18 protein-coding genes are annotated in these 14,847 nt (G+C 73.4%); 11 read left to right on the forward strand and 7 right to left on the reverse strand.

The features are described from left to right. The first annotated feature begins 61 nt into the window (after positions 1–61). The gene (locus DCE93_RS11620) at positions 62–922 is read left to right on the forward strand and encodes a spermidine synthase (RefSeq protein ID WP_108596749.1); all 861 of its coding nucleotides are present in this window, start codon (positions 62–64) and stop codon (positions 920–922) included. Positions 923–952: 30 nt separating this feature from the next. Here the strand turns inward: DCE93_RS11620 and DCE93_RS11625 are convergent, their stop codons facing one another. The 3 genes from DCE93_RS11625 to DCE93_RS11635 are packed head-to-tail and all read right to left on the reverse strand — an operon-like array spanning position 953 to position 3,290. Continuing rightward, a complete protein-coding gene (locus DCE93_RS11625) occupies positions 953–1,804 on the reverse strand; it encodes a 5-oxoprolinase subunit C family protein (protein WP_244284296.1) in 852 nt (283 codons plus the stop codon). 44 nt (positions 1,805–1,848) lie between these two features. Beyond that, the gene (locus tag DCE93_RS11630; protein ID WP_108596020.1) at positions 1,849–2,532 is read right to left on the reverse strand and encodes a 5-oxoprolinase subunit B family protein; all 684 of its coding nucleotides are present in this window, start codon (positions 2,530–2,532) and stop codon (positions 1,849–1,851) included. Then, entirely contained in the window at positions 2,529–3,290 is a 762-nt protein-coding gene (locus DCE93_RS11635) for a LamB/YcsF family protein (protein WP_108596021.1), read from the reverse strand. The genes DCE93_RS11630 and DCE93_RS11635 overlap by 4 nt, the downstream gene beginning before the upstream one ends. Positions 3,291–3,339: 49 nt before the next feature. Between DCE93_RS11635 and DCE93_RS11640 the strand changes: the two genes are divergently transcribed. The 3 genes from DCE93_RS11640 (at position 3,340) to DCE93_RS11650 (ending at position 5,790) form a co-directional block, all read left to right on the forward strand. Further along, positions 3,340–4,566, forward strand: coding sequence for a PQQ-dependent sugar dehydrogenase (locus DCE93_RS11640; RefSeq protein ID WP_108596022.1), 1,227 nt, complete (start codon positions 3,340–3,342; stop codon positions 4,564–4,566). A 77-nt stretch (positions 4,567–4,643) separates the two neighbouring features. After that, on the forward strand, positions 4,644–5,141 hold the full coding sequence (locus tag DCE93_RS11645) for a SprT-like domain-containing protein (RefSeq protein WP_108596023.1): 498 nt from the start codon (positions 4,644–4,646) through the stop codon (positions 5,139–5,141). A gap of 37 nt (positions 5,142–5,178) precedes the next feature. Next, the gene (locus DCE93_RS11650) at positions 5,179–5,790 is read left to right on the forward strand and encodes a CGNR zinc finger domain-containing protein (protein ID WP_108596024.1); all 612 of its coding nucleotides are present in this window, start codon (positions 5,179–5,181) and stop codon (positions 5,788–5,790) included. A 71-nt stretch (positions 5,791–5,861) separates the two neighbouring features. Here DCE93_RS11650 and DCE93_RS11655 read toward each other — a convergent pair whose 3' ends face one another. Both DCE93_RS11655 and DCE93_RS11660 read right to left on the reverse strand, forming a co-directional pair. Then, the gene (locus DCE93_RS11655; protein ID WP_146184984.1) at positions 5,862–6,446 is read right to left on the reverse strand and encodes a 2-phosphosulfolactate phosphatase; all 585 of its coding nucleotides are present in this window, start codon (positions 6,444–6,446) and stop codon (positions 5,862–5,864) included. A 41-nt stretch (positions 6,447–6,487) separates the two neighbouring features. Then, positions 6,488–7,741 (reverse strand): coiled-coil domain-containing protein, encoded by a 1,254-nt coding sequence (locus tag DCE93_RS11660; protein WP_108596026.1) that lies wholly within the window; start codon positions 7,739–7,741, stop codon positions 6,488–6,490. Positions 7,742–7,841: 100 nt separating this feature from the next. Between DCE93_RS11660 and DCE93_RS11665 the strand changes: the two genes are divergently transcribed. From DCE93_RS11665 to DCE93_RS11680, 4 genes are all read left to right on the forward strand, one after another. Next, positions 7,842–8,405, forward strand: a complete 564-nt coding sequence (locus tag DCE93_RS11665; protein ID WP_205647430.1) for a hypothetical protein — start codon at positions 7,842–7,844, stop codon at positions 8,403–8,405. Further along, positions 8,402–9,031, forward strand: coding sequence for a DUF1684 domain-containing protein (locus DCE93_RS11670; protein WP_108596027.1), 630 nt, complete (start codon positions 8,402–8,404; stop codon positions 9,029–9,031). The genes DCE93_RS11665 and DCE93_RS11670 overlap by 4 nt, the downstream gene beginning before the upstream one ends. A 233-nt stretch (positions 9,032–9,264) precedes the next feature. Further along, positions 9,265–10,836 (forward strand): DEAD/DEAH box helicase, encoded by a 1,572-nt coding sequence (locus DCE93_RS11675; RefSeq protein WP_108596028.1) that lies wholly within the window; start codon positions 9,265–9,267, stop codon positions 10,834–10,836. A gap of 132 nt (positions 10,837–10,968) precedes the next feature. Further along, positions 10,969–11,472, forward strand: a complete 504-nt coding sequence (locus DCE93_RS11680) for a GNAT family N-acetyltransferase (RefSeq protein ID WP_108596029.1) — start codon at positions 10,969–10,971, stop codon at positions 11,470–11,472. A gap of 75 nt (positions 11,473–11,547) precedes the next feature. Here the strand turns inward: DCE93_RS11680 and DCE93_RS11685 are convergent, their stop codons facing one another. Continuing rightward, a complete protein-coding gene (locus tag DCE93_RS11685) occupies positions 11,548–12,129 on the reverse strand; it encodes an NUDIX hydrolase family protein (RefSeq protein WP_108596030.1) in 582 nt (193 codons plus the stop codon). Between the two features lie 36 nt (positions 12,130–12,165). On the opposite strand from DCE93_RS11685, the gene DCE93_RS11690 reads away from it, so the two are divergent. Next, on the forward strand, positions 12,166–12,804 hold the full coding sequence (locus DCE93_RS11690; protein ID WP_108596031.1) for an alpha/beta hydrolase: 639 nt from the start codon (positions 12,166–12,168) through the stop codon (positions 12,802–12,804). Positions 12,805–12,820: 16 nt separating this feature from the next. Here DCE93_RS11690 and DCE93_RS11695 read toward each other — a convergent pair whose 3' ends face one another. Then, positions 12,821–13,201 (reverse strand): DUF5997 family protein, encoded by a 381-nt coding sequence (locus tag DCE93_RS11695; protein ID WP_165906073.1) that lies wholly within the window; start codon positions 13,199–13,201, stop codon positions 12,821–12,823. A 134-nt stretch (positions 13,202–13,335) separates the two neighbouring features. On the opposite strand from DCE93_RS11695, the gene DCE93_RS11700 reads away from it, so the two are divergent. Both DCE93_RS11700 and DCE93_RS11705 read left to right on the forward strand, forming a co-directional pair. Beyond that, positions 13,336–14,061: a LysR family substrate-binding domain-containing protein gene (locus DCE93_RS11700; RefSeq protein WP_168186214.1), complete on the forward strand. Its 726-nt coding sequence runs from the start codon at positions 13,336–13,338 to the stop codon at positions 14,059–14,061. Further along, positions 14,058–14,807 (forward strand): glutamine amidotransferase, encoded by a 750-nt coding sequence (locus tag DCE93_RS11705; RefSeq protein WP_108596033.1) that lies wholly within the window; start codon positions 14,058–14,060, stop codon positions 14,805–14,807. Before DCE93_RS11700 ends, DCE93_RS11705 begins: the two co-directional genes overlap by 4 nt. The last annotated feature ends 40 nt before the right edge of the window (positions 14,808–14,847 follow it).

Here is a 14,847-nt window from a genome sequence, read left to right on the forward strand (position 1 = left end):
TGCGAGCCGGGCGCCGATGCGTCACGGCGCGTATCGAGGCACGAGCTGTAGCGTGGCATCCGTGTCAGAGCTCGAACGCCACCTCGCCGTCAGCGGCCACCTCGCCCGGCTCGAGGAGTCGCGCCAGACGCCCGGTTCGTGGACCCTCTTCGTCGACGGCACGCCGCAGTCGCACGTCGAACTCGAGCGGCCCGACTGGCTCGGCTTCGAGTACGTGCGCCGCATCGGCCACGCCATCGACCTCGTGCGCCCCGAGGGGCAGCCGATCACGGCGGTGCACCTCGGCGGGGGTGCGCTCACGCTACCCCGGTACGTCGCGGCGACGCGCCCCGGCTCACGCCAGCAGGTCGTCGAGCTCGAGTCCGAACTCGTCGAGCTCGTGCGCGAGCACCTGCCGCTGCCCCGCGGCGCCCAGGTGCGGGTGCGGCACGGCGACGCACGCGACGTGGTCGCGAAGCTGCCGGCCGGGCTCGACGGCGCGGTCGACATCGCGGTCGTCGACATCTTCTCGGGTGCCCGAACGCCCGCGCACGTGACGAGCGCCGAGTTCTACGGGCTCGTCTCGCCGCGCCTGGCACCGGGCGGCATCGTCGCCGTGAACGTCGCCGACGGCGCGGGCCTCGGCTTCGCCCGCTCGCAGGCCGCGACCCTCGCGCACGTCTTCGCGCACGTGGCGATCGCCGCGGACACCTCGATGCTGAAGGGGCGCCGCTTCGGCAACGTGGTGATGTACGCCTCGCACGACGAGCTGCCGTTCGGCGGGCTGCCGCGGCGCCTCGCGAGCGACCCGGCGCCCGCGAAACTCGTCGACGGCGATGAGCTGCGCCGCTTCATCGCCGGTGCGCCGGTCGTGACCGACGCCACGGCGGTGCCGTCGCCGCCGCCCGCGCGTTCCGTCTTCCTCTCGAAGCCCGGCGGCTGAACCCCTCGCACTCGATCAGCGCCGCCGTCGTCAGGCGTGCCGGAACCGCACCTCCTGGCCGGGTCGCAGCTGCGCGACCGCGTCGAGCGAGGCGGGCGCCACGATGGCGATGACGGGGTAGCCGCCGGTCACCGGGCGGTCCGCGAGCAGGATCGTCGGCCGGCCGTCACCCGCGACCTGGATCGAGCCCGGCACGGTCGCCTCGCTCGCGAGCTCGCCCGGCACGCGACGCTCGAGGGCCGGGCCCGTGAGCCGGGCGCCGACCCGGTCGGCCTGGCCCGAGAGGCGCCATTCCGCATCGAAGAGCGTCGTGCGCGCGGCATCCGTGAACCACTCGGCCCGCGGGCCGGGCATCAGGGCGAGCGTCACCGCGCCGGCGGGCGGCGGGAAGGCCGCTGCGCGGTCGAGCAGGGGCACGGATGCCTCGGGCCGCGCGCCGATCGAGAGCGCCGCGCCCGCGGCCACCGGGCCCGGGCCGATCGCGGCCAGCGTGTCGCGCGAGCGGGAGCCGAGCGTCACCGGCTCGTCGAAGCCGCCGCGGACCGCGAGCACGTAGCGCACGCCGCGTTCGGCGGTGCCGATCTCGAGCATCGCGCCGGCACTCGCCCGCAGCGCCGTGTAGGGCGGGGCAGGCCGGTCGTCGAGCGCTACCGGCCCCCAGGCGCCGGTCACCGCGAGCCAGGCCTCGTCGTCGAATCGGGCTCTGAAGCCGCCCATCAGGATCTCGAGCCCGGCCGCACCGTCGGGATTGCCGACCAGCCGATTCGCGAGCCTGAGGGCGGAGCGGTCGAGGGCGCCGGAGCCGGCGACTCCGAGCCGGGCGAGCCCCGGCCTGCCGAGATCCTCGACGAGCGCGAGCGGACCGGGCTCGACCACGACCATGCGGCTCACGTGCCCGCCCCCGTTCCCCGCCCGACCCCGACGGCTCATGCGCGGTCGACCGCCCGGAATCGCACACGACGGCCCGGCACGAAGAGCGCCGGCGACGGAGAGGCCGGGTCCCAGAGCACCGCATCGGTGCGGCCGATCACGCGCCACCCGCCGGGACTCTGCCGCGGATACACGCCGGCGAAGGCTCCCGCGAGCGCGACCGCACCGGGCGGCACCCGCGGGCGGGGCGCGTCGAGTCGCGGCACCTCGAACGGCCAGTCGTCGCTGACGAGATAGCCGAACCCGGGCGCGAACCCGATGAAGGCGACCCGCCACGCGGCGGCCTGATGCCGCGCGACGAGCGATTCGGCCGAGACGCCGAGTAGGCCGGCCGTGTGCCGCAGGTCGTCGCCGTCGTACACGACGTCGACGATCACCTCGTCGACGACCGCCTCGTCGATGGCCGTCGCGGCGACACTCGTCGCGGCGACGCCCGCCTCGAGGCGGGAACGACGAGCCGCGGAATCGGCCGGGATGCGTCGCACCCAGGTCGCGGCGGACTCGAGCGGCAGGCGCTCGGGGTCGACGGAGACGAGGATCGTGCGCGCCGCCGGCACGAGCTCGAGCACTCCGGCCGGCGGCTCCGCGGCGAGTGCGTCGTGCAGCGCGAGCACCTCATCGAGCGTGTCGCACTCGACGAGCAGTGCCGCGTCGCCGCTCGGCAGCAGTCGCCGGCTCACGCGAACGCCTCGATGGCGATGCCCGATCGTTCGAGCGCGCTGCGCACGGCCAGGGCGATCAGCACGGCGCCCGGGGTGTCGCCGTGCAGGCACAGCGAGTCGACCGGGAGTTCGACCCGGCTGCCGTCGTCGGCGGTGATGGCACCGGTCTCGGCGATCTCGAGCGCCCGATCGGCCGCCGCCGCCGGGTCGTCGACCACGGCACCGGGCTCGCCTCGGGGCATGAGCGAGCCGTCGGCCACGTACCCCCGGTCGACGAAGGCCTCTCGGGCGTACCGGAGCCCCGCGGCATCCGCTGCCTGTTCGAGCGCGGCCCTCGGCGGACCGAGCACCGGAAGCGCCGGGTCGTATGCGGCGACCGCCTCGATGAACGCGTGCGCCGCCCATTCGTCGGCGACGAGCCGGTGGTAGAGGGCACCGTGCGCCTTGACGTAACGCACGCGAGTGCCGGCGGCCCGGGCGACGCCGTCGAGGGCGCCGAGCTGGGCGAGCAGTTCGGCGGCGATCTCGGCCGGGCTCGTGTCGAGCGCGCGGCGCCCGAATCCGACGAGGTCGCCGTAGCCGGGGTGGGCGCCGAGGGCCACCTCGTTCCGCACCGCGAGGCGGGCGCTCGCGAGCATCGTGACCGGGTCTCCCGCGTGGTAGCCGCACGCGACGTTGGCGCTCGAGACGAGGGCGAACATCGCCTCGTCGTCGCCGACTCGCCACGCACCGAACGACTCGCCGAGGTCGCTGTTCAGGTCGATCGCGTCGGGCATGCTCCCATTCTGGCGCGGACTCGCGCACACTGGGTGTACGGGAGGACGGATGCCACGCAGTCGGGCTCGAGGCGATCGCCGGCTCTTCGCGTCACGGCGTCGGCGATCCGGCCCTGTTCGACACGCGGCATCCGTCGCGGTGCTCGCGCTCGTCGTGCCGCTCGTCGGGCTCGCCGCCTGCACTCCGGCACCGCCCCTGCCGAGCCCCACTCCGCTCCCGACGACGGATGCGCCGACGACGCCGCCTCCCCCGTCGCCGGTCGCCCCGCCGCCGGTGCTGCAGCCGGCCGGCGCACCCGAATCGATCGCGTCGGGGCTCGATGCGCCGTGGTCGATCCTCGTGCTGCCGAACGGGGGCGTGCTCGTCAGCGAGCGCGACCGCGGCGACATCGTCGAGGTGCTCGCCGACGGTTCGCTGCGCGTGGCTGCGACTGTGCCCGGCGTGGCGCCGGGCGGAGAGGGCGGACTCCTCGGCCTCGCGTTCCTCGCCGGCGACGGCGACCGGCCCGATCGCGTCTACGCCTACCACACCGCCGAGTCCGACAACCGGGTCGTGCGGCTGCCGCTCGGCGGCGCACCGGGCGCCCTCACGCTCGGCGCAGTCGAACCCGTGCTCACCGGCATCCCGCGCGGCGGCGCCAACCACAACGGGGGCCGCATCGCCTTCGGTCCCGACGGCCTGCTCTACGTGACGAGCGGCGACGCGGGCAACCGAGACGCCGCGCAGGATCCGGCATCCCTGTCGGGCAAGATCCTCCGCGTGACCGCCGACGGGGCTCCCGCACCCGGCAACCCCTTCGACAACGCGGTGTGGACGCTCGGGCACCGGAATCCGCAGGGCCTGGCGTGGGACGCGCGGGGCGAGATGTGGGCCGCCGAGTTCGGTCAGAACGCCCTCGACGAGCTCAATCGCATCTCGCGCGGAGGCAACTACGGCTGGCCGATCGTCGAGGGTGCGGCGGGCGACGGGCGCTTCATCGACCCGGTCTCGCAGTGGCCGACCTCCGAGGCGAGCCCGAGCGGCCTGGCCGTGGTCGGCGACACGCTCTTCCTCGCCGCGCTGCGCGGCGAACGCGTCTGGACCGTCGCTCCGGCGACGGCGGGCGGCGCGCTCGCGGTGACCCCGTGGTTCACGGGCGAGCTCGGCCGCATCCGCGACGTCGCGGCCGGCCCCGACGGATCGCTGTGGCTGCTGTCGAACAACACCGACGGTCGCGGCTCGCCGGAGGACGGCGACGACCGGCTGTACCGGGTGCCGCTCGCACCGGCGGGGTGAGCGCGCCGGAATCCGCACTCCGGCGGCGAACGGCCGTCTCCTTTCCGGTGACACCCGTCGGGACTATTCTCTGTTCCATGGCGGATCTCGAGCGGGTGCGACGGTGGGCCGAGGCGCTCATCGTGCTGCACCTCGACGCCGCCGTCTGGAGTTTCGACTTCGACAACGCGAAGAAGCGGGCCGGCCTCTGCAACTACACCGAGAAGCGCATCTCAGTCTCCCGGTACCTCGCCGCCCGGTACGACGACGACGAGATCCACCAGATCCTGCTGCACGAGGTCGCCCACGCCCTCGCCGGGCCGCGCGCCGGTCACGGGCCGAAATGGGCGTCGACCGCCGCGCGACTCGGCTACGTCGGCCGGCGCACCCACGACGGCGAGGTGGCGCACGAACTCGCGCCGTGGGTCGGGCGCTGCCCGGCAGGTCACGAGCACTTCCGCTACCGCGAGCCGCAGCGCCAGCTCAGCTGCGGGCTGTGCCGTCGGGGCTTCGACCAGGCCAATCTCATCGCCTGGCACCGGCGGGAGATCACCTCGGCGGTGCGTCGCAAGGCCGCGAGCGCCGCCGCCGGCTGAGGATTCTCCGCACGCCGCCACCGGCTACATTGGTCGAATGCCCGTTTCAACCGTCTCGATCGCAGTCGGGCAATGGGTCACCACCGATGAGGGCATCCGCTGGTGGTTCGACTCGGGGTCGTTCGCGCTCGACTTCGCCTACACCGGTCGGATCGGCGGGTTGCGGGCGGTCGAACTGCTGCACGCCCCCGACGACCTCACGGGCTGGCTGCACGAGCGGTTCCCGGTCGCCGTGGGTGCTGCGCGCTCCCGCGACCTCTTCGACGCGATCGCCCTGCGCGACGCGATCAGCCGCATGGCGGTTGCCGCGAGTCGCGACGAGGCCATGCGCGGCGCCGACATCGACCTCGTGAACCTCTACGCCGCGACGCCCGACATCCCGCCGTCGCTGCCCGGCGGCACTCGGCAGGCCGGGCGCTCGGTGCAGACCGTCGCCCAGTCGCTCTCGACCATCGCACGCGACGCCGTCGACCTCTTCTCCCCCGACAACGCGGAGCGCATCCGCTGCTGCTCGGGCACCGACTGCGAGGTCGTCTACCTCGACACGTCTCGCGCCTCGACCCGTCGCTGGTGCTCGATGCAGCGGTGCGGCAACCGCGCGAAGGTGCGCGCGCACCGTGCGCGGAAGGCCGTGAACGCCGCAGCGTGACCCGGCGCAGCCGCGAGACCGCGGGCGCGCGACCACCGTGAGCGATCGCAGCGCGCGATCGCAGCGCGCGATCAGTCGGCGGATGCCTCGGAGCGGACGTCGCCGGCCCTGACGACGCGAGCGGCATCGCTCGAGTCGAGTGCGGCGAGCGCGTGCAGCTCGCCGGGCGCCATGCCCGCCGCTGCGGCGGCCCGGCCCGACGAAGACGCCGAGGTCAGGTGCCGCACCGCCCGGCGCAGGCCCCCGAACGCGGCTGCGGCGACCGCCGCCTCGGGCGAGGTGTCGTCGATGCCGAGCACAGCGAGCGCGTCGATGACGGCACCGGCGCCGAGCAGGTCATCGGCGGTGAACGACGCCTCGGCATCGCCCGCGGCGATGACGGCGATGAAGGCCCGACGGCCGAGGCGCGCCTGCTCTCCGAGGATCCAGCGGGCGGTCGCCGTCGCGTCGACGAGGCCTGCGGCGAGCAGCGCCGCACGCTCGGGCACGCTGCCGACGACGGCTTCGGGAAGCACCGGCGCCGAGGCATCCGGCACCACATCGACCCAGACGACGATGTCGATGCCCTCGGCGGTGCGGGCGGAACCTCGACGGCCCCAGTCGAACCGCACCTGATACGTCGATTGGGCGTCGTGGCGCGGGCTCTGCTCGTTCACCCGCACAGGCTATCCCGACTCGGTCCGCGGCAGGCGACCGCTCAGCGGGCTCGGTAGAGCGCGAGCGCCTCGGCGTCGTTCGCCCGCGACGTCGCACGGCGGGCCGCGTCGAGCGCCGCGACCGGATCGGGCTCCTGATGCGCGATCATGAGCTGCCGCTCGGCCTCGGCGAGTCGGGTGCGTGCGTCGGCACCGACCGCATGACCGCCGCGGTCGATCGCCGCCCGAGCGACCCGCAACTGGCTCTCGGCGATGGCGATCGCGCCGCCGAGCGCTCCGCGAGCGCCGTCGAGCCGTCCTTGGGCGTTGCGCGCCGCCGCCCGGGCCACCTCGAGACGGTCGCGGCATGCGCGCAGCCGGTCGCGGGCGGCGAATGGGTCGCCGACGAGCTCTGCTCTCCCGACGAGGGCCGCGGAGCCCTCTCCGATCGCCGCGCCGAGCGCCTCGGCGGCACCGGGCTCCTCGTGCACGTCGCGCTCGCGCCTGGCCGCCACGAGCTCGCGGTCGAGGGCGGCGGCCTCGTCCGAGGCTTCGGCCTGCGCCGCGGCGAGGGACAGTTCCATCGCATCGATCTCGTCGAGGTCGCGGGCCGCTCGCTCGAGACCGTCGCTCGCGAACCCCACGCCGTCGGCGGCCGGATCTGCGCGGGCGAGCCGCGACTCGGCATCGTCGAGCGCGACTCCGACCTCGGCGAGCACGCTGTCGACACGCGTCGCAGCGGCCCGGGCCGTGGCGAGGGCCGACGGAGCGAACCTCGTCGACAGGCGTCCGAGCATCGACTCGGCCTCGGCACGGCGGCGGGCGAGCCGCTCGGCCTGCGCTCGAAGGGCCGGCAGCTCGGCGTGCGCGCCCCGCTCGACACGGCGCCGCGACGCGAGCGCGCCCTCCGCCTCGTCGAGGGCGCCGATCACCGAGGTGCAGAGTCCCTCGATGCGGGCGGTCCAGGTGCGGCGTTCGGCCGCGGTGTCGGCTTCGGCATCGTCGAGGCGCTGCTGCAGCACGAACGCCTCGCGCATCCACCCGCGTGCCGAGTCGAGTGCCGCACGCATCGAGCGCACCTCGTTCTCGCCGAACTGCGCCTCGGCGTAGGCGAGCTCGCGTTCGGCGTCGCGCACGGCGTTGTCGGCCCGCACGATGAGCCCCTTGGCCCGCACCTCTGCGACACTCCCCTCGGCGAGCGCGGCCCGCTCCCTGCGGGCGCCGCTGCGTCGAAGCGCGACCCCCGCACCGACGAGTCCGGCAGCCGCGACGGCGACGACGAGGAGGGAGGGCAACCACCAGAGTCCGTCGGGCATGTGCGGGAGTCTAGGCGCTCCGAACCGGCGCTCGCCGTGCGTCGGCTTCGAATCCGGCGTTGCGCTTGGCAGGCGCATCCGACCGTCTTACTCTCAGCTCATGCGGGTGCTTCTGAAACTCACGCTCGATTGCACTCCGGATGCCGCATGGCGGGCGCTCCGGAGCCCGGCCGTGCTCCGCGAGGTGGTCGCGCCGTGGCTCGACTTCGAGTCGCTCGAGCCCGGCGGATTGCCGACCGTCTGGCCGGAGGGGCGCCACCGCTTGCGCGTGCTCGCCTTCCGCCGCTACCCGGTGGGCGAGGAGCACGTCGATCTCAGCAGTCCGGGCGGGTTGCCTCCCGGGGTGCGGATGCTCCGCGACGGCGGCGGAGCGGAGACCGGGCCGTTCGCGGCATTCGACAGCTGGGACCACCGGATGGCCGTCTCCGCGTTGCCCGACGGTCGCACGCTCTACCGCGACCAGCTGCTCGCCAGCGCCGGCGCCGCCGATGCGCTCGCCTGGTACCCGACGTGGGTGTTCTGGCAGTGGCGCGGCAGGCGGTTGCGGCAGCTCGCGCCGAGCTGGCGCTTCGACCCGCCCGGCACCGCCGACGCCGACGCCGACGCCGACGCCGACGCCGAGCATGAGCCGACGCAGCACACCACGGGTGAGGGGACGGCATGACCGACACATTGGGCGCTCTCCAACTGGCCGATTGGCGACGACGCGTCTTCGGGCTCTACTCGGGCGTGCGGCAGTTGAGCGTGCACTCCCCTGCGGCCGGCCACGAGCTGTGGAAGTCGGCGCGCGACGAGCTCTTCGCGGGGCATCCGCAATCGCCGCTGCTGCCCGACGACCGCGCGCGATTCACGGGGCTCACGGTGGCCAGGTACGACCCCGACTGGCGTTTCGAGCTCGAGGTGCGCCGCGCGGCCGAGCCCACGCGCATCACCGTCGACAGCGCGACCGACGGCGTGATCCCGTTCTCGCTCGTCGGCGAGGTGCGCATCCCGTATCTCGGCACCCTCGACGTGTGGCGGCTCACCGGCTACGGCGGCGGGCTCTTCGTGCCCGTCAAAGACCTGCTCGCCGGCACACCCGGCGGCACGTACGGCGGCGGCCGATACCTGCTCGACGCGGTGAAGGGCGCCGACCTCGGGCCCGGGGCCGAGCCCGACTCCATCGTCATCGACTTCAACTTCGCCTACAACCCGTCGTGCGCCTACGATCCGTCGTGGTCGTGCCCGCTCGCCCAGCCGGGCAACACGTTGCGCGAAGACGTGCCAGTCGGTGAGCGGATGCCGCGCTGAAGGCGGTTGCACAGGAGCATCCGCTAGAGTGGACGACGGCGAGCGCGGTGAACGCGCCGCCTGCGTCGTAGAAACGCTTCCGGGCACTGTGCATTCGTGCAGGGGCCCGTTGACTCTCATACGGCGAACGGATGCGCCGACCGGCGCCTTCGCCACAACACCCACCGCCGGGTCGAGAACCCTCCGCTTCACAGAGCTCGAACCAGCGGTGCGCTCTGCCCTGAAAGGCACCAGTGACCGACATCACCTTCAGCACGCTCGGCGTGCCGGCCCCCCTCGTCGCGGCCCTCGCCGCCGACGGCAAGACCACCGCGTTCCCGATCCAGGTCGACACGCTGCCCGACACGCTCGCCGGGCGCGACGTGCTCGGTCGCGGCAAGACCGGCTCGGGCAAGACCATCGCCTTCGCGCTGCCCTTGGTCGCGCGCCTCGGCACCACGCTCGCCGGCGGCCGTCGCCGTCCGGGCCGCCCGCTCGCGCTCGTGCTCGCACCGACGCGTGAACTCGCCACCCAGATCGACGCGGTGCTTGCACCGCTCGCCGCCGCCTACGACCTGAAGACCACGACGATCTTCGGCGGCATCAGCCAGAAGCGCCAGGTCGACGCGCTGCGCGCCGGCGTCGACATCGTCGTCGCCTGCCCCGGTCGCCTCGAAGACCTCATGAAGCAGGGCTTCGTCACGCTCGACGCCGTCGAGATCACCGTGCTCGACGAGGCCGACCACATGGCCGACCTCGGCTTCCTGCCCGTCGTCACGCGCATCATGGACAAGACCCCCTCGGGCGGGCAGCGACTGCTGTTCTCCGCGACGCTCGACAACGGCGTGGACAAGCTCGTCAAGCGCTTCCTCCACAACGAGGTGCTGCACTCGGTCGACGAGGCCACCTCGCACGTCGCCGCGATGACCCACCACGTGTTCGAGGTCGCCGACGTCGACGCGAAGAACGACCTCGTGAAGACGCTCGCGAGCGGCACCGGCCGCCGCATCCTCTTCATGCGCACCAAGCACCACGCCAAGAAGCTCGCGAAGAAGCTCACCGAGCAGGGCATCCCGGCCGTCGACCTGCACGGCAACCTCTCGCAGCCGCAGCGCGACCGCAACCTCGCTGCGTTCTCCGACGGCTCGGCCAACGTCATGGTCGCCACGGATGTCGCGGCGCGCGGCGTGCACGTCGACAACATCGAGCTCGTGATCCACGTCGACCCGCCCATGGAGCACAAGGCGTACCTGCACCGTTCGGGCCGCACCGCCCGTGCCGGCAGCGAGGGCGACGTCGTCACCATCAGCCTGCCCGCGCAGAAGCAAGACCTGAAGACGCTCCTGCGCAAGGCCGCGATCACCGTCACCCCGCAGCAGGTCACCGCGACCTCACCGGCCGTGACGACGCTCGTCGGCGACGTCGCCCCCTACGTGAAGCCGCTGCCGCGCGCCGCGGTGGCGCAGCAGGGCGGCGGCGGTCGCTCGCAGGGCGCCAACGCCCAGCGCAAGCGCGCCGCTCGCGACGAGCGCGGCGGCGAGTCGCGCACGAGCACGGGTGCCGGCGCCGGCCAGGGCCGCGGACGCGGTCGCGGCGGCAACGGGCAGGCGGATGTCGCGGGCGCACCTCGACGCGATCGCTCCGGCCGCCCGGCCGAAGCACGCGCGAACGCCCCGAAGCAGGGCGGCGGCCAGGGCCGCGGCGCGCAGACCACCGGCGCGCAGCGCGGGGCATCCGGTCGTTCGGGCGCGAAGCAGCCGCTTCGCGTCGGCAGCCTCGTCTCGCCCTCGGGCAACGCCCGCGGAAACCGCCGCGCGCAGGGCTGAGCTCCGGCGCCGCTGAGCGGCGCCGCCGACCCATGCCGCTGAACGGCCCCGACGAGCCTCGCTCGTCGGGGCCGTTCGCCGTTCACTCTCACTCGATTTCGCCGCACGCGCGCGCTGGCTTAGTCTCGGGTCATGAGCACCGAAGTCGTTGCCGAAGTCGTCGTCCGCCCCATCCGGGATTCCGATGTCGAAGCCCTCGGTCGCGTGCACGCCACATGCTGGCACGAGACCTACGACCACCTGATCAGCGCCGCCGCGTTCGAGCACCTCTCGCCCCGCCGCATGGCCGAGCTCTGGACCCACCTCGCCTCGCGCGGCGAGGAGTACTCGCAGTTCGCCGCCCTCGTCGACGGTGAGATCGTCGGCTTCGTCGGCTCGGGGCCCGCGCGCGACGACGACGCCCCGCGCGACCGCGAGCTCTTCTTCATCTACCTGCTCGACGCCTACCACGGCACCGGCATCGGCCAGAAGCTCTTCGACGCCGCCGTCGGCGAGGGCCCCGTCTACCTCTGGGTCGCTTCCGACAACCCGCGCGCCCACCGGTTCTACGCCCGCAACGGCTTCTCCGCCGACGGCGCGGAGCAGGTGCAGCCGTTCCTCGGAGAAGAGATCCACGAGGTGCGGCTCGTTCGCTGAGGCGGCGGCAGGCGCCGGCACGACAGCCGGCGCGGTGCTGCGTTCGCGTTGAACGGCCGGTTCAGCGCAGCACTGCTACCGGAGCACGCCCACTGAGGCCAGCGCCTGCTTCACGAGCGTTCCGCGGCCGCCCTCCATCTCGGCGGCGACGCCCTCGCTGACCGCTTCGGCCGGAGTCATCCAGGTCACCTCGAGGGCGTCCTGACGAGGTTCGCAGGTGCCGGTGACCGGCACCACGAACGCGAGCGAGACCGCATGCTGACGTTCGTCGGTGAACGGCGAGATGCCGGGCAGCGGGAAGTACTCGGCGACACTGAACGGCACCGAACTCGCGGGCAGCAGCGGGAACGCCATCGGCCCGAGGTCCTTCTCGAGATGGCGGAACAGCGCGTCGCGGATCGTCTCGCCGTACATGACCCGCCCAGACACGAGCGTGCGGGTCATCTCGCCGACGGCGTTCGCCCGCAGCAGCACGCCGACCTCGGTGACCTGCCCGAGCCCGTCGACCCGCACGGGCACCGCCTCGACGTAGAGCAGCGGCAAACGGCCGCGCAGCTCGGCGAGTTCGAGGTCGGTGAGCCACCCCGGGTTGGCCGGCGGCTTCACGACGGCCTCGTCGTCGGGGTTCCAGTCCGGGTCGGGGGTGCGTACGCTCATGCCTCGATTCTGCCCCACACCGCTAGCGTTGACCCCATGACCCCCGTGCAGATCGACGACGAAGCGGTGCTCTGGTCCGCATCCACAGCCGATCGCGAGGGTCGGCCGCTCCTCGTGCTGCTGCACGGATACAACTCGAACGAGGGTGATCTGTTCGGCCTCACGCCGTACCTGCCACTCGCCCCGGCGGTCGCGTCGCTCCGCGCACCGACCTTCACCGGCTACGGCCACGCCTGGTTCCCGCTCATGAACGAGGGCCTCGAGCACTCGATCGAGGGGGCGGACGCCTCGAGCACCGCCGTCATCGACTGGCTCGACCGGGTCGCGCCGGAGACGGCGTCGGTCGGCCTGCTCGGCTTCTCGCAGGGCGGCGCGATGGCGATCGAACTGCTTCGCCGGGCACCCGAGCGGTTCGCCTTCGCGGTGAGCCTCGCGGGCTTCGCCCTTCCGGGCGACCGTGTGGGCGACGAGCGGATGTCGCAGCTTCTGCCACCCGTCTTCTGGGGTCGCGGCACGGCCGACGAGGTGATCCCCGCGGCATCCGTCGCTCGCACCCAGACCTGGCTGCCGACGCACGCGGAGCTCGATGAGCGCATCTACGAGGGGCTCGGCCACTCGGTCTCCGAGCGCGAGCTCGCCGATGCCGCAGCCTTCCTCGCGGCCCGGTACGCCTGACGCCGAAGCGACCGGTTCAGACCCCCGAGCCGCCGCTGCGGCGCTCGGCACGCTCCTTGTCGCGATCGGCGACGCGGATCTTCTCGGCGCGCACCTCGGCCTGCGTGGCCCGCTCGGTGACGAGCCAGGCCGGCGGGGCTTCGAGCAGCGCCTTGATCTCGGCGGTGGTGAGCGGCTCGGTGACGCCGCCGCGGGCGAGGCCCGAATTGGAGATGCCGAGCTTCGCTGCGACGACGGTGCGCGGGTGGGGGCCCTCGCGACGCAGCACCTGCAACCACTCGGGCGGGTCGGTCGTGAGCGCCGCCAGCTCGTCGCGGGTCACGAGCCCCTCGCGGAACTCCTCGGGAGCGGCCTCGAGGAGGATTCCGAGCTTCTTGGCTGCGGTCTCCGCCTTCATGGTCTGGGAGTTCTTCGACTGGCTCACTCCAACACCGTAGCCGGTCTGCGGCTCGCCGCCCACCAGGAGCCCGATCAACCATCGTCTACGCTGGAACCAGGCTGCACGCGGCCTGCATGGAAACGGGGGCCGAGGTGACACTGCGACTCCGTTACGTCTCCGGGGTGAGCCCGTCGAAGTGGCTGAGGGTCTGGGGCGAGCGACGACCCGACCTCCCGCTCGAGGCCATCGTCGTCGACGAGGCCGAGCAGCTCGCCGGAATCCTCGCGGGCGAGGCCGATGTCGCCTTCGTGCGCCTCCCGGTGGACACCGAGGGCCTGCACGCGGTCGCGCTCTGGGAGGAGCTCGCGGTCGTCGTGCTCCCGAAAGACCACCCGCTCGCCGAGGCCGAATCGCTCACGCTCGCCGACCTCGAGGGCGAGACGACCGCACCGGTGCAGCCCGAGGCCGCGATGACGATCGAGCTCGTCGCCGCCGGCACCGGCCATGCGATCGTGCCGCACTCGGTCGCGAGGCTGCACCGCCGCAAAGACGTGGTTGCGATTCCGGTGACCGATGCGGCGCAGACGCAGATCTCGCTCGTCTGGCGGCAGGATCGCGACGACGCCGACATCCAGGAGTTCGTCGCCGTCGTGCGCGGCCGCGGCGCGAAGAGCTCCCGCGGTTCGGCCGACGACCCGCCCCCCATGAAGCCCGCGAAGGCCGCGAAGCTCGCCGCCGCGGAGCGCCGGGCCGCGGCGGCCAAGTCGGGCGAGGGCAAAGGCAAGGGCGGCACGTCGAAGTCGGGCGCCAGGGGCGGTCGACCCGCCCCGCGCACGGGCGCGGGTGCCAAGCAGCGCAGCCGCCGGAGGGGCCGATGAGTTCGACGCCCTTCCTCTTCCTCTCGGCACGCCCCGAGGTCGAGGCCGTCGGCCCCGAGTACGAGTCGGTGCGCCGTGCGATGGGCGTCGACGCCGGCCGGCTCGACCACGTGCGGCTCGACGTCGACCCGCTCGGCGACGTCGCGCTCAGCGACTACGCCGGCATCGTCGTCGGCGGCAGCCCCTTCAACGTGACCACCCCCGAAACCGGCAAGCACGAGGTGCAGCGCCGCGTCGAAGCCGACCTCACGCGGCTCGCCGAGCAGGCGCTCGAGGCCGACTTCCCCTTGCTGCTCACCTGCTACGGAATCGGCGTGCTGACCCTGCTGCTCGGCGGCGAGGTCGGCCGGGCGCACGGCGAACAGGCCCAGGCCGTCGAGATCAGGCTCACCGGCGACGGCATCGCCGACCCGCTGGTCGGCGCTCTGCCCGAGCGGTTCGACGCACTCGTCGGCCACAAGGAGGCCACCGAACGTCTCCCCCGCGATGCGCGGCTGCTCGCCTCGTCAGCAGGATGCCCCGTGCAGATCTACCGGGTCGGCACGAGCGTCTACGCGACGCAGTTCCATCCCGAGGTCTCGACGGGCGACTTCATCGCCCGCGCGCAGGTGTACCGGCACCACGGCTACTTCCCGGCGAGCGAACTGCGCGAGGTCGGCGAACGACTGGCCGCGGCATCCGTCACCGAACCGCAGCGGATGCTCCGCCGCTTCGCCGAACTCGCCGACGAGCGCATCGACGAGTGAGCCGCGTGCCGCGGCCCCGCCATCTGAGCGGGGCCGCGGG

The sequence above is a fragment of the Agromyces badenianii genome, from assembly GCF_003070885.1.
In the GTDB taxonomy this organism is placed as follows: domain Bacteria; phylum Actinomycetota; class Actinomycetes; order Actinomycetales; family Microbacteriaceae; genus Agromyces; species Agromyces badenianii.